Annotated in this window: 16 protein-coding genes; 3 read left to right on the plus strand and 13 right to left on the minus strand. The window is 32.5% G+C overall.

Going from position 1 to position 20,340, the window contains the following annotated elements:
• Positions 1-14: 14 nt before the first annotated feature.
• Positions 15-3,479 (minus strand): T9SS type B sorting domain-containing protein, encoded by a 3,465-nt coding sequence (locus tag ACHRV5_RS00795; RefSeq protein WP_395425385.1) that lies wholly within the window; start codon positions 3,477-3,479, stop codon positions 15-17.
• 589 nt (positions 3,480-4,068) lie between these two features.
• Between ACHRV5_RS00795 and ACHRV5_RS00800 the strand changes: the two genes are divergently transcribed.
• Positions 4,069-4,626, plus strand: coding sequence for a Crp/Fnr family transcriptional regulator (locus ACHRV5_RS00800; protein WP_395425386.1), 558 nt, complete (start codon positions 4,069-4,071; stop codon positions 4,624-4,626).
• 76 nt (positions 4,627-4,702) lie between these two features.
• Complete coding sequence (locus ACHRV5_RS00805; protein ID WP_395425387.1) at positions 4,703-5,617, plus strand: alpha/beta fold hydrolase; 915 nt, start codon at positions 4,703-4,705, stop codon at positions 5,615-5,617.
• Positions 5,618-5,676: 59 nt separating this feature from the next.
• Here the strand turns inward: ACHRV5_RS00805 and ACHRV5_RS00810 are convergent, their stop codons facing one another.
• The 4 genes from ACHRV5_RS00810 to ACHRV5_RS00825 form a co-directional block, all read right to left on the minus strand.
• Complete coding sequence (locus tag ACHRV5_RS00810) at positions 5,677-6,780, minus strand: pyridoxal phosphate-dependent aminotransferase (RefSeq protein WP_395425388.1); 1,104 nt, start codon at positions 6,778-6,780, stop codon at positions 5,677-5,679.
• Between the two features lie 212 nt (positions 6,781-6,992).
• On the minus strand, positions 6,993-7,790 hold the full coding sequence (locus ACHRV5_RS00815) for a hypothetical protein (protein ID WP_047775188.1): 798 nt from the start codon (positions 7,788-7,790) through the stop codon (positions 6,993-6,995).
• A gap of 46 nt (positions 7,791-7,836) precedes the next feature.
• Positions 7,837-8,064 (minus strand): hypothetical protein, encoded by a 228-nt coding sequence (locus ACHRV5_RS00820; RefSeq protein WP_395425389.1) that lies wholly within the window; start codon positions 8,062-8,064, stop codon positions 7,837-7,839.
• A 5-nt stretch (positions 8,065-8,069) separates the two neighbouring features.
• Positions 8,070-8,429 carry a hypothetical protein gene (locus ACHRV5_RS00825; protein WP_395425390.1) on the minus strand — a complete coding sequence of 120 codons (360 nt, stop codon included), beginning with the start codon at positions 8,427-8,429 and terminating at the stop codon, positions 8,070-8,072.
• 328 nt (positions 8,430-8,757) lie between these two features.
• On the opposite strand from ACHRV5_RS00825, the gene ACHRV5_RS00830 reads away from it, so the two are divergent.
• Positions 8,758-10,017, plus strand: a complete 1,260-nt coding sequence (locus ACHRV5_RS00830; protein WP_395425391.1) for a hypothetical protein — start codon at positions 8,758-8,760, stop codon at positions 10,015-10,017.
• A 257-nt stretch (positions 10,018-10,274) separates the two neighbouring features.
• Here ACHRV5_RS00830 and ACHRV5_RS00835 read toward each other — a convergent pair whose 3' ends face one another.
• From ACHRV5_RS00835 to ACHRV5_RS00870, 8 genes are all read right to left on the minus strand, one after another.
• Entirely contained in the window at positions 10,275-11,474 is a 1,200-nt protein-coding gene (locus ACHRV5_RS00835) for a PQQ-binding-like beta-propeller repeat protein (protein ID WP_395425392.1), read from the minus strand.
• A gap of 615 nt (positions 11,475-12,089) precedes the next feature.
• The gene (locus ACHRV5_RS00840) at positions 12,090-13,307 is read right to left on the minus strand and encodes a hypothetical protein (protein WP_395425393.1); all 1,218 of its coding nucleotides are present in this window, start codon (positions 13,305-13,307) and stop codon (positions 12,090-12,092) included.
• Between the two features lie 26 nt (positions 13,308-13,333).
• Positions 13,334-15,694: a TonB-dependent receptor domain-containing protein gene (locus tag ACHRV5_RS00845; RefSeq protein WP_395425394.1), complete on the minus strand. Its 2,361-nt coding sequence runs from the start codon at positions 15,692-15,694 to the stop codon at positions 13,334-13,336.
• A gap of 8 nt (positions 15,695-15,702) precedes the next feature.
• Positions 15,703-16,296 (minus strand): hypothetical protein, encoded by a 594-nt coding sequence (locus ACHRV5_RS00850; protein ID WP_395425395.1) that lies wholly within the window; start codon positions 16,294-16,296, stop codon positions 15,703-15,705.
• 139 nt (positions 16,297-16,435) lie between these two features.
• A complete protein-coding gene (locus ACHRV5_RS00855) occupies positions 16,436-16,978 on the minus strand; it encodes an RNA polymerase sigma factor (RefSeq protein WP_395425396.1) in 543 nt (180 codons plus the stop codon).
• A gap of 732 nt (positions 16,979-17,710) precedes the next feature.
• Complete coding sequence (locus ACHRV5_RS00860; protein ID WP_395425397.1) at positions 17,711-18,139, minus strand: DUF5713 family protein; 429 nt, start codon at positions 18,137-18,139, stop codon at positions 17,711-17,713.
• Positions 18,140-18,296: 157 nt separating this feature from the next.
• Positions 18,297-18,662 carry a hypothetical protein gene (locus ACHRV5_RS00865; RefSeq protein WP_395425398.1) on the minus strand — a complete coding sequence of 122 codons (366 nt, stop codon included), beginning with the start codon at positions 18,660-18,662 and terminating at the stop codon, positions 18,297-18,299.
• A gap of 532 nt (positions 18,663-19,194) precedes the next feature.
• Positions 19,195-20,226: a hypothetical protein gene (locus ACHRV5_RS00870; RefSeq protein ID WP_395425399.1), complete on the minus strand. Its 1,032-nt coding sequence runs from the start codon at positions 20,224-20,226 to the stop codon at positions 19,195-19,197.
• Positions 20,227-20,340 lie beyond the last annotated feature (114 nt).

Below are 20,340 nucleotides of genomic sequence, written 5' to 3' on the forward strand. Positions count from 1 at the left end.
CTTAAGAAAGTGTTTTAACGTTTCAGTGAAAAGTGCCCGTACAGCGTTTTTCGTGCCAATGGATCATTCTTATCAGTGTACGTTATTGTAAACCAATAATCTGTGGCCGTAAGAGGACTGTTGTTGAAGGTACCGTCCCATCCATTAGAATCTTGTGACAATTGAATTATAAATTTACCATAACGGTCAAAAATTCTTATTTCGGGATTTTTAAAATTATCAAAGTTTTTGATGTGCCAGGTGTCGTTTTGTCCATCATTATTTGGCGTAAAAAACTTTGGATAATCTAATGTTAGCGGATCGGGATCTGAAATGGCCTTATTGCATTTCTCTTCTACTTTGACAATTGGCGCTGTAAGCACACAACCATTTTGGTCTGTAATCATAACGGTATACTCCCCTATTTGGTCTGCTATATAAGCATCACTATTGGCATTAGTAATAATTGTATTATTTTTTTTCCATTGATACGATTTAATTTGTGTTGATGATGAATTTGCTACAGCCTTTAAAACGGTTTTATACGGATAACAGAAAAAGAAATTACCTTCTATTTTAACTGTTGGTAGTCCGCTATTTTTAGCAATAATGAGAGTTTTATTAATTGAAAAGGTACAATTCGAGATAAAAATTTTGGTTATTTTGTAGGTACCAATAGATGCAGACGAAACGAGGATCTGTGGGGTGTTAGTTATTGTTACCCGAGGTTGCGAAATTCCGTTTAGTTTGTATTCAACTATATAAGGTCCCGGTTCAGTGCTTTTTATTTCAATCTGAATGTCAGTGCCTGTTCCCTGACAAGTCGATCTGTCAACCTTAGAAAGTACTATATCCGGAGTAGCTACATTGGAATTGATATCTAGAGATTCATCTAATACGGTATCAAATCCTGCTGCAGTAATTTTTGTTAGTCTATAAATACCGATTGGTGCTGGTGATTTGAAAAGTATGTGTGGACTGTTATTTATAGTTGTTGCAGGTTGCGATACTCCATTTATCTCGTATTCTATTGTAAAGGGGCCTGGCTTGGTACTTTTTATTTCAACTATAACACCCGGTCCGATACCTGCACAAATAGATGCGCCATAGGCAACAAGTTTAGCACTCAAGTTTGATCCGGCAGCCATTGGGGGTATAACAAGGCTGTTGTTTAATAAAGCATCACAACCTGAAGCGGAAATCTTTGTCAAATGATACGTACCTTCCGGAGCCGGTGAAGGGATAAGAATGTAAGGACTACTATTTGCTGTTACGGTAGGTTGCGGCACTCCGTTTAATTCATACTCGATTAAAAAAGGACCGGTTTCAGTACTTTTTATTTCAATCTGGACACCGGGGCCTACTCCAGAAGATGGTGAGGCTGCATATTTAGAAAGTGTAGCATTCAGTACCGGATTGGCTGCTGTTGTAGTTATAGTAAGTTTATCGTCTAATATAGTAGTGCATCCGGCAACAGAGATTTTCGTCAATCGATAAATTCCATTTGAAGCGGGTGCTGTAATAAGAGTATACGGGCTGGTAGTTGCGGTTACAGAAGGCTGCGATATTCCGTTTATCTCATATTCGAGGATAAAAGGGCCTGACTCCGTACTTGTTATTTCAATCTGAATCCCAGAGCCTTTTCCAGTACAATAATTCCCTCCATATTTAACTAATTTTGCAGTTGCTACAGCTCCAATATATTTTAATTCTATTGGGCTACATACGACTTCGCCAGCGCTAACGGCATCTGTCACAGCAGTAAGTGCATAGCTGCCTTCTTTGACTGATTGTATGGTATACGGATTTTGCGAAGTGGTCACATCCGGAAAACTAATCTCCGGAGATACGGCTGTTTTTTTATAACTGAATGTATAAGGAGCTTTGCCGGAGAAATAAACTTTTAAGGATAATTCTTTTCCACAAGTGGCATTAAAACCTTCCATTCTAGCGGTAGGTGCAAAACAGCTGTTAGCGCCAGATCCACCATATACTTCAGCCAGTCCTTTTTTAGGATCAAAAGCTGGTAGAAAGGTTACTATTGCTTCTATTACAGCTGACATTTGATACCTAAAAGAAATAGGATTTCCTCCATTAATTCCATCAAAAACAGGTTTAATAGTATTTATAAAGTTTTGTTCCTGTACACCAAAAGAAGCGTAAAAAGGCGTTATTTTTTTTATGTATTCCTCTACGTCATTCCACGCAAATGGAGCGTCGTAATAGCCTCTGAAACTATGTGCTGCTTTATTGGTGATGCCAAAAACAGCGGCATCTGTCCAATTGATGTCAGCAACTTTGTTGTCCAGTACTTTTGTTAATCGGTTGGTTTGTTCCGCATAAAGCCGATTGGTTGCAGCAGGTGTAGATGGAGAAATTCGATCCATTAGGTTTGTTGCACTGATAGCAGCTGAACGGTCTTTATCAAAAAGATCTTCAAATGAGGAATGATTCATACCTTGATTATAAGCCATGCCAATTATTTTGACAGTGGCATAAGGATCGTTTGATTTTTTTAAAAAGTCAATTGGATTCCAACATTTAACATATTGCCAATACGCTACATTTCGATAATCATGATAGGCTTTCACAATCGATTGAAATTCAAAACTGGAGCCTGTATTTGGGGTACCTATAAAACTTTTTTTATCAATTTGCGGAATAAAACAGGGATAGCTTGTATTTAACTCTGTCCAGCTCCCTCCCATTTCTTGTTGAAAATACCCTACAGCTACAGCGCCACTGGCATCATAACAATACAAAGGAGCATTGATGTCATTATGGGGGTATGTCTTTGTAACCCAATTTGGGGCAATAAGCTGACTTCCTTCACAGCTTGCTTGTGATTCCTGAATAGCAGTAGCAAAGTATGCATTGATACTCATTGCATCAAATCCCATTAGGTTCGTAAATAAAGAATGGGACACCGCCATCGCAATAGCCCAACCTTTCCGATTCTCGGGAATATAAACCTGTATTGGAGCATTCCAGGCAAAAACGGATCCTTCACCTATTCGTATTTCCTGAGCATTCGGGCCAACTGGTTTTACCGTACAGGCAGCACTAAAATTCCTTTCACATTTAAAGTTCTCATGTGCAGGAGGTGTATAACAGCTTATGCCTGTAATAGGATTGCCGTTTAAAATGCCTTCGTCAGGTGGAAACATCCCTAATTCATAATCCATTGTGACACTGTATGTAGTTGTGCCAGCGGGAAGAGCATTTCCAAAGGTTGTTTTTTTTAATTCAACTACTCCCTTGTCTCCATTTTGAATGACGTCTAATCCCGACCACACTGTAATATTTGAGACACCTTTCCAATTAAAAGTAAAGTCATAATCTGTAATTGGAGCTGAAGTATTGTTGTGAATTTTAAAGTCCAAAACAATAGTTTTTCCATACTTACCCGTCATACAAAACTCGTAAGTTACCTGGCTGTAAGAAGCAGTAGTGGCGAATAAAATAGAAAATAAAAGATAGCGTAATTTATACAAGTTCATAAGCATTTGAAACAAGATTTAGATTTCGAGTGGTTTTCTTCGAAATTTCCTCACTTCGGGTTTAAGCTGCAATTAGCATACGTTACAAATACCAGTTAACTTTTTTGGTATGGTGTAAGAGTATTTGGATTGTGTCGTGTCATTTTAACTTTGAATAGTGTTCTTTCTTAAGATTTACAGTTTTACAAACTATGGAAAGAACAAAACACTCTTTATTATTACGATAATTGCATTTACAGAGCGAAATTATCAAACAGACTAATTTTGTTTAAATCAAACTTATAAGTGTGTTTATTTAGTTTATGGATGAATATGTAAATTGTGCTCTCCAGCTCTCAAGTAGTGAGATCAGATTTGTTTACCGGATCTTGATTAACAAAGGATGCTGAGTTGGTATTTTTATAGATTAAAAAATGGAATTTTAATCTACTCCAGTTTCCTGTATTAATTTTATGTAATTTTGATAGGGAATTTTGCTATTTAGTCTATACAAAACGTTCTTTTTAGGTTTTATTAAGGATGTTTTTGTGCGTTAAAATTCATTGCAGCCAACGGGTTAAAACAGAGTTAATATTTTAAAACGATACAGTTGATACAATTTCTAAAATCTTTGCAATTACTTTCGGATACTGAACTTCAAAAATTAGAGGGTATCACTAAAACAAAATTCTTAAAAAAGAAGGAGTACTTCATTAAAGAGGGTGCAATATGTACTGAACTAGTGCTAATTAAAAGTGGTATTTTAAGATCCTATTATAGTAATATTGAAGGGAAAGAAACGACTAAATGTATCGCATTTGAAAATGAATTAACTACTGCTTATTCAAGTTTTATAACACAAGAAGCAACTTATGAAAATATCCAGGCATTATGCGATACAGAACTAATCATTCTGGAAAGAGAAGCGTTATATTCTTTATACGCGGATAGTTTTGAATGGCAAAATTTAGGCAGGAGGCTAACCGAACAGCACTATATTGATCAGGAAAACAGAACGATCTCCTTTCAAAAACAAACCGCTAAGGAGCGCTATGAAATACTAGCAGCCAACCATTCAAAATATATCAAATTCATTCCGTTAAAACACCTCTCTTCTTTTTTAGGTATTTCTCCAAGGCATTTAAGCAGGTTGCGTAATGGCACTTAATTTGAAGACATTTGTCTATTTCTTAACAGGTTACTTCAAGCCATCTTTGTATAAACTAAACCAATAGAGTATACAAATGACAGCAACCACAGATTTCAATTTATCAACTGAAGCTAAGGAACCTCATATAGTTGATCATACGTTAAAGCCAGTCTTCGAAAGACATACTGCAAAAATTAAAGGAGGTATTCAATACATTGATGAAGGAAATGGGATTCCGGTTTTATTTGTTCACGGTGCCTTATCTAATGCCAATACCTGGAGGAAAGTTATTCCAATTCTAAGTCAAAATTATAGATGTATTGCCATTGATTTGCCTCTTGGAGGGAATTATTTAGCGGTAGCAGACAATGTTGATTTAACACCAATTGGAATTGCTATGTTACTCAATGAATTTCTGGAATATCTTGGTATCAATGAAATTATTGTAGTTTCAAATGATACGGGGGGTGCCTATGTGCAGATTTTTGCTTCACTTTTTCCTGAAAAAGTATCGAAAATGGTGTTTTCAAATTGTGAAGTCCTTGCTGTTTTCCCGCCTGCGAAGTTTACATATCTAAAATACGCCGTGAGAGTTCCGGGTTTTACTTTTTTGTTAAGTCGTGTCTTTTCTTTAAAATTTTTGCTGAAAAAGGATTTGATTATGGGATTGTTATCTTTAAAAGTAACAGATGAGGAATTATCAAATTTATACTTAAATAATTTTATTCGCGATAAAGGAGTCAGAGCTAATTTTGCAAGTGCTGCCAAAGCGTGGTCTCCAAAATATACCATCGAAGCCGCTCGGAAATTGCGAACCTTCGAAAAACCGGTGTTGATACTTTGGGGAAATCAGGATTTCAAACTTTTTCCCTTAAAATTAGGCGAAAATTTAAAAGCTGTTTTCCCAAATGCAAAACTTGTCGAAATTGCAAACGCGCGAACCTATATTCAGGAAGATCAACCGGATCGCACAGTTGAGGAGATTGTGCAGTTTATTGATTATAGATAAATTAAATATTCCTGTTTAATCTGGTAGAGCTTAAACTGGAAATGTTATTTTTGTCTTATTTATTGTAAAGAAGCAATGAATTTTTGCATTTCTTCCTTTTTGCCAATTGTAATTCTGGACCACTTCCCCTCCTCTTCGTAAATTTTGGTACCGATTATATTATTGATTTCTAATTGATGAAAAAAGTCTTTTCTATAATTTTTTAAAGAGAAATAAATAAAATTGGAATTCGAGTGAATGCAAGAAATATTTAATTTCTCTAACTCCGCAATGGTATAATCTCTGGTTTTCTGATTTAATGCTTTTGTTTCGTTTACAAAATTTTCGTCTTTTAATGATGCTATCGCCGCTGCTGTTGAAACAACGCTAACAGCTCCATTAGCCCAGGTTTGGAGTTCACTTAGTTTTTCAATTGTACTCGAATTGGCAATGGCATACCCTATTCTTGCGCCTGCTAATCCGTATACTTTTGAGAAAGTTTTGGCAATTATTACATTTTTATTTTCAAGGACCAGGTGACTTACCGATTCTTGATCAGTAAAATCAATATAGGCTTCATCGACTAAAACAATGGAGTTTTTAGAGGCCTGAGATATGAATTGTATTAAATCGTTTCTTTCGCAAATGGTTCCGGTTGGATTGTTTGGATTACAGATGTAAACCAACTTTGTGTCAGCAGTAATTGAACTTAGCATTTTAGGAAGATCAATTTTTTTGTCTGCTGTTAATGGAACTTTGATTTTGGTTAGCCCTAATTTTTCGGCAGTATCCGTCCAATATCCGTAACTTGGGTCTGCAATAACAAGATTGCCTTTTTGTAAAGCTGCAAATTGGCCTACTAAATCTAAAATTTCAGTTGAACCTGCGCTAATTAAAATATTGTTGAGGTTCACCTTGTTTTTTACTCCTAATAAATTGACCAATTCGGATGAAAGCTCCCAACCGTATCTGTTGCTTAAAGTTATGCTTTCGATCATGGCTGTTTTTGCGGCTTTAGACGGGCCATAAGGGTTTTCGTTTGAACTTAATCTAACAGGAGTGTCTTTGCTTTCTTTTTCAGGAAAATGATCTGTGGGTAAAGCAAATGTTTCAAACGGAACGAGTCCAAGTCCAACAACACCAACACTAATTTTTTTTAACCAGTCGCGTCTATTATTTTCCATAAATCAATTTGTTAAGAAGGTTATTAAATACGAGGTATTAGATGGTAAAACCTTAGTTATGTTACAAGTTAACTGTTAAAAATATGAAAAATAATTGTTTTTATTTGGTTAATTCTGATTTTTAAATTTAAACTTCTACACTTTAATTCTTTGTCCCTTAAAGCATAAAGGTATAAAAAGACGATTTGATCGAGTTACTGTTAGCAGCTTCTTTATTTTCTATATTTTAATTTTCTAACTTCCATTTCTTGTTCAATACCGGTACTATTGCCAAACCCTCTTACAGTTTGAAGCTGTTGAGCGTAACCTGGACTTAAATTTCCATTACAGACTAATTCTTTCAGCTGGTCTTTGTAGAGTAATTCACCTCTTTGGTAAATATGTGTTAATAATATTGCTGTTGGCAGATCTTCAATATTTTTTCTGACATAGTTATAACCCACTTTTCTTTCTGTCGGGAAGCCGTATTTCTCGACCATATTTTGGAATCTTAAGGAAACTGCTTTCATTTCAGAAACTAGTATTTCAATTGCATAATCGTGCTCTTTTGTTCTCCACTGGTGGTAATGGGTATTGATTTCTTTATCAAATTTCTCTAAGTCAATGAGATCTGCTTTAAAATTTAAATCAAAATTAGCGTTATACAATTTTTGATATTCCGGAAATTGCTCGTTGAACTGTTTGTACCACTTATAGTTTTCAAATTTTTTAAAAAAGAGTAACGGGATCCCTCCTTTTGCTAATTTTATTGCAATTTGTTCCATCCAAATTTTGTCTTCGGTTTGGTCTGCTACTTTTAAGGCAAGATTCAAATCTGTACCCAATGCAAAATCCGTATTTTCAAAAGCCTGTTTAAAAAGTTTATTGGCTTCTTTATAGTTTTTAACAGCATTTTCCTTTTTAGCAAGTTCAATAAACGTATTGTATTTTTCACAATCGCATTTTTGAGAAAAAGCAAGCGCGCCGAAAAAGAAATTAAATAACAATAACAGGAGTATTTTTTTCTGCATTTTTGAAGATTTGAAATTATAGTGTTGTTGGAAAGATGCTTTTTTTTTATTTAGATTCTTTTCTTAGAGAATTCAAAATCTCTTTCATTTCCACAATATCCTCTTCAGTACAATTCATTTTTGAGAGATGAACATTTACAAATAAATCATTGCCAAACATGGCGTATCCATACATGTGCTTTTGAGTAAATTTAGTTCCCTCAATGTTGATTTCGTTTTCTCTAAACATAAAATCATCAGTCATTTCGCCCCAACTTTTATCATTTGTTTCCATACTTTTCAAATTGGAGTAATTTTAAAATAGGAATAGGGAAATACCGGTGAGTTTTCAGGAAAGTCTTTGTTTGCATCTTTAAACTTTTTACCAAGTACAAGTTTAGGGACTTCAACCAGAGCAAGTTTTTCTTCTTCGTCAAGTTTATAAAATAAAACAGAGCATATAAATCCATCTTTTTCAGCGGAGTAATAATAATCGGAACCCCTCCATTCTTTGTTGAATTTTTTAAAATGATCCGACAATAAGCTTATTTTAACTCCATTCTGTTTGGGGTAAATAAATTCAAATGTCTTTTTTTCAATACAACTGAATGATAAAAAGCCTAAAATAAATATTCCGAAAAGCATTTGTTTTAATTTCATTGTATTTAAATGTTAGTTTTTTATACGCTGTCAAGGTTCTGATGTTTGACAAACGTAATAGGTTGTTAAACGAAGTTTTTTGCTAAAGTATAGTTACTGTTTGGATTTTTACTACGGCTTTCCGGATTTTGTCGAATTATTTTTCGGTTTGAATTTTTCTTGCTTCCAGACAAATCCTTTTGGGCGACTTTAATATTAGTTTTAGCGAAGATATTTCTTATATTAGCTTCGTAAAAGCAACAGCTTATAGTCTTAAATAGGTTGGTTTTAAAGGGTTATGGTTATTTTATTTCTAGTATAAACGTTTTATATATTCTAAACATTACAATTGAAAAAAGTATTAAAAAAAGGAATTAAATTTCTTGTTTGTATTCTCGTCTTGGGTCTGATTTATAGTTTTTCTTTAAAGACTTATGATAAAAATTCGGGAAAAGAAACTTTGGAGTATTGGAAAAACAATAAAAAATTATACGAATCAGTCCATCAAAATCAGGATTTATCGTTTGTTAATTTAGACCAATATATAGTTGAAAATGACTTGATTTTACTGGGAGAATTTCATGGAATAAAAGAGACAATTGATATTGACATCAGTTTAATTAAATATTTAAATCGTAAAGTTGAAATGAAAATACATTTGGCAGAAATTGATTTCAGTCAGGCTTATTTTCTAAATCGATATTTAGAATCAGGAGAGGAAACTCTTATTGATTCCGTTTTAAACAGTTGGATTGTTTATCATGGACATCACAATCGCGACTATAAACGTAAATGGATTGAGATTTACAACCTAAATCAATCTAATTCCCCTGATCGACAAATAAAAGTTTACGGAATAGATAAAATTCAAAATCTAAAACTAACTCAAAAGCACTTGAAAATTCTATTGAAAGAATTAGGGCTTTCTGATGTTTTTCCCAACGATGAAGCGTTATTTCTTAAATGGGCAAAAAAAAGACTCCCGAAAATGATTTCAAATGGCAATATAAAAAATAAGGATATTGCGGAAGATGTTTTATTTATTCAAAAAAATCTTGCTGACTACACGACATCGTCAAGAGAAAGTACAATGTATTTAAACTTTAAATATTTATATGAAAGATATAATTTTAAAGAGGAAAAAATCTATGGCTATTTTGGAGAAGCTCATGTACTGCAAAAAGAAATAAATAGCAAAAAGGATTTTGGTGCTTTGGTTGAAGAAGATGTAAATTTTAAGAATAAAACTTATACGATAATCTCAAGGTATTTGGATAGCGATATGTCTGCTCCTTCTAAATTTTTGCCTTTCTTTTTGCGAAGTGAAAATGAGCATACAAAATCAGGGATTACTTGCGATAATCCATTTCTTCTTTACCATAGCGGTATTAATGAATTTAAACAACTAACCAAGAACAATACAAATACTTTTTTTGACTTGAATCAAATCGATTCTCCCTACAGAAAATCAAAAAGACTGATTAAAAGCTTTGGATTGTTTAGCCTACTCTCGGGAATGAAAATTACAGATGAAACCTCTTCTACAACAGATTATGCTCAAGGTTTAGTGTTAATTAGAAATTCTGATTGGGCGCAACCAAATCAATAATGACAAGGGATAGATATTCGTATTTAAGCACTTTAAAATATGAAAAAAAAGGTACTAGTATTAATTTTGGCTGCAACAGGATTGTTTTCCTGTAAGCAAGGAATTCTTGTGGAAAGATTAATTTAAAAGACTTTACATTACAGAAATAAAAAAAACTCCTTAAATAATTAAGGAGTTTTTGCAAAGTATCTGAATTTGAAATCAATTACTTACTATTGGTTTTAAGAGCTCGATATCGAGACAATTTCTTTATTCTCTTATCGAATTATTTTTATAAAAGCACTGTATACATCTTCTTTAATCGAAGTTCGCATGTACGTCATGTTTTCGTCTTTTTCTTTTAAATCAAATTGAACCAAACCGGCATCACAATAATAAAACACGGAATCATCAATAGGGAATTCTAAATTTGAAATCGGTAAGGTGGTTAATTTTATTTCGAAGGCTATTTCGCCATTATTGATGTCTAATTGAAAAAGTCTTCCCCTGCGGGTATATCCCCAGATATTATCATCCTGCTCCGTAATATATTGGATATTGTCGTCTTTAAAATCCGTTTTCCAAAGCTGAGTTCCTGTTTTCGAATCTAACGAGTATAAAGAAGAAACTGTTGGGCCCTGAGCTGCAAAATATACTTTTTTGTCTTTGCACAAGATGCGCTCTTTAACATTATGTTGATTTTCATCTAGTTTAAATTGCCATAAAACATCCGCTTTATTAGGGCTTAGGGCAAAAAGTATACCTTCTTCATTTGCTGTAAAGACATTTTCGCCATCTGTAACAGGTTTTCCGTCCACTGCTTTCTCGAAGGTTTTTTGGTAAAGAACTTTTCCTGTATTTGCATCAAAACAATAGAAATTAGACGCACTTTGGGCGAAAACTTTATTATCAAAAAAGAGTACCGGAATGTCATTGTTTGGGGTATCAAACTTATAGGTCCATATTAAACTGCCATTTTTTAAATCAAGCGCATAAATGTTACTGCTTTGGTCTTGATTTTGAGCCGTTATATACAGTTGTCCATTATTTATAATCGGAGTTTGATCTTTTAGTACAACCTGATCTGTAATATTACCTAATCTTGACTTCCAAAAAATAGCTCCGGTTTCGTTGTCAATGGCGAAAATTTCACCGTTTATAAACGGAACGTACAGAACTCCATCCAGCAATGTTATTTTATTGGCACACATTTCAGTATGCGAATCCGTGGCTTTTACGGTCCAGATAATTTGTTCCGAATCTAAATCAAATGAAAAAAGAATACCGTCGTAATCGTGAACCAGAATCGAATTTTCGTATAACGGAACTTTTTTAAGCGGGTTTATCGCTTTATTGAAAACCTTATCATTCTTAGTGTCTGAAGGATCGGTCTTACCCGATGTTGCTGCGGTTGGCGTTTGCCCGAACAGATTTACAACAGTAAATACAAATAAAAGAGTTATTAGTTTTTTTTTCATTTTAAAGATTTGGGTTGCTAATTTAATTTCTTTTTGGGTTATATGAAAATGTTGCTTCTTTTTCACACTATCCTGTCACGCTTACAAGTAATAAATCTTGATAGTAAACTTAATTCGTTTAATTTAAGCGGTATAAGTGTGACAAACACCAGAAATTATCTCGCTACTAATATAGAAACAATTTTCGCCGGTAAATCAATATTAAAAAAATTAAAGACATAAAAAAACTTCTTAATTTCTTGAAGAATTTTTTAGTAATTTTTAAGAGTGTACTAAAATAATAGTCGCTAATAAATAGTTTGCGGATTTTCTTAGAAGAAAATAAAAATAACTGTTCAAGTTTTTTTAATCAAAGGCAAAGATTATTTGTGAAAATTGGTGTAATTGGTTGCGAAAAAAACAGCCGCAGATTTATGCTTAATTTTTACTTCCCCACAACTTTTGGATCTGATTCTAAAAAATTAAGTAAAGTAATTTGCGAAGAATTTTAGCAAAAAAAACGCCATTGGATTCCAATGGCGTTGTTGTTTTTCTTTGGGCTGTCCAAGACAACTTCTTTACTCTGATTGAGAACTAAGTTGTAATTTGTTTTTTCGTAAGTAATTATAATGATGATTATCTTAGTTTTCCAACAAATATCAAACTTCCACCAATAGCTTCAGAAACAGCCTCGAAATCAGTAGCGCCATTTTGTTTCAAAAGACTGAATTTACCATCAGGAGCAGTAATATTTCCATAATATTCTTTACCATCAATTGTACCTACTGAATATACAGTTCCATATTTTTCAAATGATGTAAAAGGTTCTGTCTTTAAAGTTTTCAAATCTACAATTGCAAATTTTGTTACTGCTTTATACCAATCAGCAGGTAATGTTGGAGGTGTGAAAGTATTGTCTAAATACTGAGCAAGTGCTTTATCTCCATGAACATAAGCGACTACATTTACTGAATGTGCATTTAATGCCACTTTTAAATCTACAAAAAAGTTAGCGTCGAATGTTCCATTAGGATTTACTTTTAATAATCCACCTGTTGGAGGGTTACCCGTTACCGTACTATAATCTAACGAAAGAGCTGTTTCACGTGCAGGTCTGTAATACAAACTACCATCATTTCCTTTTGCAAGAGTATTATAACCCATTGACATACGTGAGTCGTTTACATAGGTAACACTTTTTGATTTTATATCGAAAACAGCAATTTGTGCATATTGCGGGAACTTGTTAAAATCTGTTGGGGCTGCTCCTACAGGCAGAATAATTTTCCCTGCAGAAGTAACATAACTAGCATAAGTAGAAGTTTTTATACCGGCATCATTACTTAATGGTAATGCCGTTACTGCCAAAGTTTCTATTATAGTCATAGTGGTTGGATTGAACTTTATAATTTTCCCTTCATTTAAAGCGAAAAAATATGCTTCTGTTTCAGATACAAAAGCAGGAGGTCCAAAAGTACCTTTTATACCTGTATTTGCGACACTGAAAACATCTGAACTCGAAATTTTCATATCATTACTAACATTGTATTTAGTCAAAGTTAAGGCTGTACCATTCCAAACATAAGGATGCTCCCCATAAGAATAGATAGTTGCACTTGGTCCTATTTCTGTCATATTAGTATAATCAAGAGTGGAAGGAAATTTTTCATAAGCACCTAGATAAAAAACCCTGCCTCCAGGCGTATTTACACGAACAGCTGCTATAACTGTTGGATTAGTACCTTCTTTTTGATCCTCTTTTTTAGATTCATCTGAACTACATGATGTTAATGCAAAGACTGAGAATATGGCTGCTAAGACAGCATATTTCATAAAAAAAAGATTTGTTTTCATAATGGATTGTTATTTAATAATTGTTTTTAAAATTGAGTTACTAATTTGATATTGTATGATCTTCCAGGTTTTTGCACTCCGAAAAAATCATAATTCTTTTCATCGGTGAAATTTTGCAATTCTGCTGTTATTGCATATTTCACACTTTTAATAGTGTTGTGATAGACAGCTCCTATATTGTATAATTGCTGACTTGGAATAATAAATGGATTTACTGAAGCACTTTCCCAGCTTCTGTAGAATTCATGAACATATCTGGAATCCAGGAAAAGCGATAGTTTGTCCTCCATATCTAATACACGATTAAAAGAATAAGAGGTGGCTGCATTAGCAAAAAGATAGGGCTGATTAGGTACGCGATCTCCTTTATAAGCAGCAAATAATCCTTCGTCAGAATCGTTGTAAAAATGCTGATAAGTACTATTTATTTGAAATGTTAATTTGTCATTTTTAGAAGTCCATTTTCCGGAAACTTCGAGTCCTGTAGAGGTAGCGGCAAATACATTTTGATAGATATTATTACGATCTAAACTTGGTACAAACAAGATTTGATCGCTAATTTTTCTCAGAAAAACATTGGTTTGCACTAACCATTTACTTGATGAATTATCTTTATTCTGTAAAAAAAGCTCAAAATTCACATTATGACTGCGTTCTGGCTTTAAATCGATATTGCCTTGTACAAATTGTCCGTCACCAAACAACTCGTCGGTTTGAGGTAACCGAATCGCATACTCATAAGTTAATCGGGTAGAAAATTGTTCTGAAAATTTAAAACGGAATCCATCGCCAAAACCAAAGTAATTGACGTCTCTTTCTGTGATTGCTACGGTATTATTAGAAGTGATTTTTTCTTCTGATTTTACTTTTTGAAAATAATTTTTCACAAAAAGAATATTCTCTAATCGCTCATCATAAGCATTAATCTTAAAATCAGCACCATTTACCCAAGTAAACAAATCTCTTTTGGCTGTGGCTGGATCATAACCATCGATAATCTTGTCATCTCCTGTTTGTGTCGAATAAGTTGGAGCGGAAACAAAGCTTAAAGCGTATCGATTACTGATTTTCCATGAGGCTTTTAAGCGTGAAAAAGCATCATTATTCCAAGTGTAAGTGTTACTTGGTCCTGTGGCTTCTGAAATTTCACCACTACTATTTCCGGCAGAACCGTCAATACGGTTTCCATACCAATCATAAACATAGTCCGAGATGTCTAAAAATTGTCGCTCTCGGTAATTATAACCTGCAATGACATCTAATAAAATAGCTTCACCAAAATCTTTGCGATAGGTTAAGATGGTACCAGCCGATTTTCGATAGGTCATTACTTCTCCATACGGAGCACCGACCATTAATTGATTGTGTTGAATTTCTTTGGTGTAATTGGTGTAAAACCCTTCGAGACTCAATTCTTTAGCCCAAGATCTGTCTTTAAAACCTGTTGCGAAATTCAGACCATATCCTTCGTAAGCATCATGAAATCTGGGTACAGTTACTTCTTTTATTTTACCCGCATCGTTGGCTACATCTACATCTACTTTATAGTTGTTTTTTGAATAATCATAAAATCCATTTGCTTTAATAAAAAAGCCACTTTCTTTATTATAATTAGAAAGAACAAGAGATTCACGAAAAGTGCTAAAAGATCCGGCCTGACTTGAAAAAGAGCCGTGAAAACCGGAGCGTATTTTTGGAGTAATTAAGTTAACAGCACCACCTAGAGCATCGGTGCCAAATTCGATAGGAACGACACCTTTATAAACTTCAATCCGATCGACTAAATTTACTGGAACAGTAGAGACCCCAAAGTTGTAACCGTGATATTCTAAGGGTGTTCCATCAAGAAAAAATCGAATTTGATTACCCGTTAAACCATTCAAGGAAAAATTAGTTTTAGATCCAAGACCCCCATTTCGCCTTACACTTATACCTTGTGTTTGGGCAAGTACTTCACCTAAATCTGCAGTTTTAAATTTTGCTTCGCGAGTTTCTATTACGGATACTGCTTGCGCTGATTGTTCGAGTTTTTGTGTCTCGGTTTTTCCAAAGACCTTTACTTCTTGTAGGTCGGATGTGTTTTCTTTGAGAGTAAACGTTGTATTTATAATTATACTCTCATTTATAGTAATAGTTTTTTCTTGAGTGGTATACCCTAAGAGTGTAACTACTATTGTATAAGTACCAGGAGCTATATCGGTAATAGAGAATTCCCCATTTTTGTCAGTTTGAGTGCCTTTATTGATTTCTTTTAAAACAATTTGCGCCATTTCAACAGGGTGGTTATTGTAATCAAGTACCGTACCCTTAATGGTGTTATTTGGGTTCTTTTGGGCTATGAGGACTAGTGTTTGCAAAAACAATAGTGTAGTTAAAATATGTTTCAAATCGATTGTTATTTAAGAACTTTAATACTGAAATCACCTTTTAAATGGCCAAGACCACCTTGCTCCATTTCAGCATCGAGTCCTGTTATAAGTGTCGTTTTTTGTTTATTCCCCATTAAAATATAGGTCTTCATGGGTTGTAGTGTATGGATTTTATCTCCTGATTTCACTGTTTTTATTTCTCTGGAACCGTTATAGAGTTTTAATTGTCCATCAAACTGCAAACTAAACTCATTACCGGGGATTTTTGCATAAGCACCATTTCCTCCGTAAACGAATAAATTATTAGCTTCCTGTATTTTTATTTCTTGCGCTAGTTTAGCTGAATTAGCCATAGCTGACTGGCGTCCGGCAAAGAAAACGGCTCCAACAAAACAGGCAGCCGCCGCGTAACGCGATATTGAAATTAAGCCTTTCTTTGAGAAAATAGTTTTGTGCAGTTTTCTCCAAACCCTTTGCTGTTGGGTATTCGTAAATAAATGTTCATTTTGTACGGCTTCTTCATCTTGCGGGTTATCAAGCCATTGCTCTACCAATTTTACTTCTGTTTCAGAGCATTTGCCTTGAGCGTATTTTTCGAGGATTTGTGGTGTAATTTTCATCTTAATGGAATCCCTTTTAAGTGGCGTTCAATTAAGTATTCGTATGAAAAAGGTTTTACCCTAAAGAGAAGTGGATTTTTTTTAAAATATCAATTTCAAAAGGCTAAAATTGACAAACGATTTATGCTTTAACGAATGTTTATATATATTCGGCAAGTTGTACCTTGAATTTTTTTAAAGCACTCGATATATGGTATTCAATTGTTTTTTCACTTACTTTTAATTCGGCGGCAATTTCTTTGTTGGTTAATCCTTTTTTTCTACTCATCCAAAATATTTCTTTGGTTTTTGATGGTAGTTTGTGAAGTGCGGAAAACACCGTTTCTTTTAAATCAGTAAAGCGCATATGATCTTCGGTACTATTATTTGAAGTTTCTGCTGTTTCACTTACAATGGTCAAGTGTTGATTTTTTACTTGTTGCTTTCTGTAATAATCGATGAGCTTGTATTTTGCTGCTTTGATCAAATAGTTTTCTAAAGGTTCACCTGTTTTAAATTTTTCACGGTTTTCCCAGGCGCTTCTAAAAACATCTTGTACAATTTCTTCAGCATCTTCTTTTGACTGCACTTTATGTATACATACTCCATAGACTTTAGCAGAATACCTGAGATAAGCCAGTTTAAATGCTGATTCAGAATTTATATCTGTTAGTATGGTTCTATTTTTGTGAGGAAGTTGCAAGCGAATCGTATTTAATTTTGATCTTAAAACGATGCAAAACTATGTAAAAGAATATGTTTCTAAAACATTATTTATAATTATTTTAAATAAAAATAATAAACTTTGAAATTTGTAAGTATAGTGTTATGTATTCTTTTTGCCTTAATTATTATAATATGATTATACTGAATTAAAGGATAGAAGACCAGAATCTGCTGGCCTCGGAACTTTATATAATTAGATAGATTAAGTGTATCGGCAAAAAATATGTTTGAATATATTTCTCCTTCTTTTTATATAATCGCTCCTTAAAACTATTATTTTAAGCGCTAAATAATAAAGAGTCTAAGTAGCTAATTAATTTGTGGCAAAAAAACAATTCGTACCAATTAGTGAAATTTGCGGTAAAATTTACACTTCTCCACAATTAGTGAACCTGACTTCAAAAAAAAAGATATTATTTTTTCGAGTCATAAAAAAACCTCCAAAATCAATGACTTTGGAGGTTTGTAAATTTTAGTGGCCCATATAGACCTGTTTATGAATCATTTTTTTACAGGATTTGAAGAAAATTGAGATTAAATAAATTTTATTTTTTCCGCATATCTTCTAATAGAATTTAATTAGTTAATATTTTGATGGGAACTATGTAAGTTTATAATGTTTTATTACCTGAATATGCCAAAGATTTAATTCTATTAAAAACAAATTTTCCAAGTATTCAAGTTCTTACAACAGCTGTTAGCATTCATTTTACCATTCTCTAGGCGCAATTAGTTCTTCTGTATCAGCATTAAATCCGTAAGATTTTGCAATAATGTCAAAATCTTGCCCAATTGATTCTCTTGCACCGGTTTCAATTTCGCTATTATGCTCAAAAAAATCCTCCTGCAATTCATTTATTTTAATTGTCGCAGAATGTGTTAATATATAGAGTTTATCGAGATTCTTTGGAGATGTTTTTTCGATGTCAAAACATAGTTCGATAAGTATTGTCTTTACTTTATCAACAAGAAATTCTGGAAAGTATGAATCAGTATACATATCTTTTAAAAAAACATAACTTTTCATTTTTTCATTTTTCAAATCCTTTTGGGTTATTATTATATTTCTATTTTTCGATTTCTGACCATCACAAGAAATCAAAATCAGGGAAGCTATTGCTATTATGTAACCTTTCATTTTCATAAAATTAATACTAACGTTCTCGTGCTATACGGAGTTTGGGATTAAAGATGCGTGTTTTTTTCATTATACACAAATTTCACAAATGCAAAACTAACTTCAAATTCAGCCTTTTACCCAAATCTCTTTTAACCACTTTAGGGGCTTTACTTTCTTAATCGTTATCCAGAAAATTTTTCCAGTAGTCAATATCCATTTCTTTATTTTTAGTTTTAGTAAAAAAAGAGTTTAATTCTATTTCAGAAATTGGATTCTTTCTTTCATTAGATAAAACCTCTAAATCTTTTAAAATTAGACTGAAATTTTCTAATGAAATTGCAATATAGGTTTCAATCCAATCGTCTTCTCCGTGCTCAGAAATAAAAACAGGAAAATTTGGTCTTTCATAATCTATAAAAATTGGGTCATCCATATCGTCTCTTCCGATTACAATCCAGCTTTTTTTCCAATCTCCTTTTCCTAATTCGATTAAAGATTTTCCATAACTGGTTCTACTATATCCAATTTGTTCTTTTTTCAAATTTTCAGGTTTGAATAAAAAAATCTCACGAAATCCAAATGAAATATATTTTGTTTCCGAAACTAATTTTTTATAATTTTCATTTTCGAGTAATAAATTTAAATCAGATTTTAATTCTCTATTGAATAATTTATTTAAAAAACTCATATGTTCCAATGTATTATTATGGTTATTTTTGAATTTTGCCAGACTGATTACTAACGTTTTGATGCTGTAACAGGTTTGGTATTCAATATTTTTAAATTTATAAATATCTTTTGCTAATAAACATAGTATAAAAAAATTAAGACATAAAAAAACTCCCTAATTTCTTAAGGAGTTTTTTGGTGGGCTGTCAGGGACTGTAATCGAACACTTAATCCCTATTTTATCTTTTTTTGAAAATATAAAATGATTTTTTTGTAAACATCTTGCCACTTGTAGTGGTTTGCACTTTTGAAACTAAGTATTTCGGCTTAACGTAAATGTAGCAAAAAAACGCTAATTCCACTTAATCCCAAATCTTGACAAACGGCTTTTAGCCGTATTATTTTTATTCGCTAATTATATATGCTCCTACAAATTTAGTTTCCATCCATTCAATTTTAATATCACTCATTCTACTTTGTAAGTAATTTTCAAAGTCGATTTTTAATTGATTATAGTTAGTGATTTTTATATCCGCACAATCAAATTTATTTTGAATTTTCCCTGTGTAAATTTTGATTCCTTTAGCTTTTGAATGAAATAATACGTTAATAGTTTTTAGTGCCCAAAATTGAATATAACTACTGTAAATATGAGTTGTATGGACAAAACTATTTGTCCAACCATTTATTGCTATTATCATATGAACATCAAATGGAAAATCTATTTTTGAATCAGATTTTTTGATTTCTTCTTTAATAAAGTCCCAAGCAATTTGAGTAAATTTCTTAACACTATTTCCATCTTTATCTAAAATAGAATGATAACCTATAATATTCTTTCCAAATACCTCAAGAAGTTGTCTTATTTGAAACATTACAGCAGGTTTTAAATCTCTTAAATACAAATCTTCAATATTGTCAAATTCTTCAATATAAAATAATGTTCTTGCAGCAGAATAAATATCTGTTGGACTTAAGTTTTTTCTTCTTCCACTATTTAAAGATATTTTTGTGACTGTATTTTTATAAGTTACTTCAAATGATGCTATAAGCCATTCTAAATCAGTTTCTAAACTTATTAAAGTATGATTGTATTTATGTATATCTTTTTCTAATACTTTTGAATTTAGATATTCAACATATTCCTTTGAAATATAAATATTTATTAAAAGCCCTAATTTTAATTGTCTTTCCGATTTAAAATTTTCACGAAAGATATATTCAGAAATCTGTTTCTCTTTAAATGTTTTTCCATTTAATATTACATTACAATAATTGATATACCACTCAAAAAATAAAATAGTATTGTCGAAATATTCTTTTCTTAAAACTGGATTATTTTTTTTTATGTCAAAATTATGTTGACTTTTTCGTAATTGATTAAGTTCTTTAATATCTAATACGTTATTATCTAATTCGGGAATGTATTTTATCACTTTTTGGTCAGTTTTTTTAGTAATATGGCTAACTTATTTATTTACGCTACTTTATATCGCATGTTTAACTCATTTGGTATTTATATACGATAAATAATTAATCAAAAGTTTTAC

Origin of the sequence: Flavobacterium sp. FlaQc-52 (genome assembly GCF_044007495.1) — a bacterium.
GTDB classification, from domain to species: Bacteria; Bacteroidota; Bacteroidia; order Flavobacteriales; family Flavobacteriaceae; genus Flavobacterium; species Flavobacterium cupriresistens.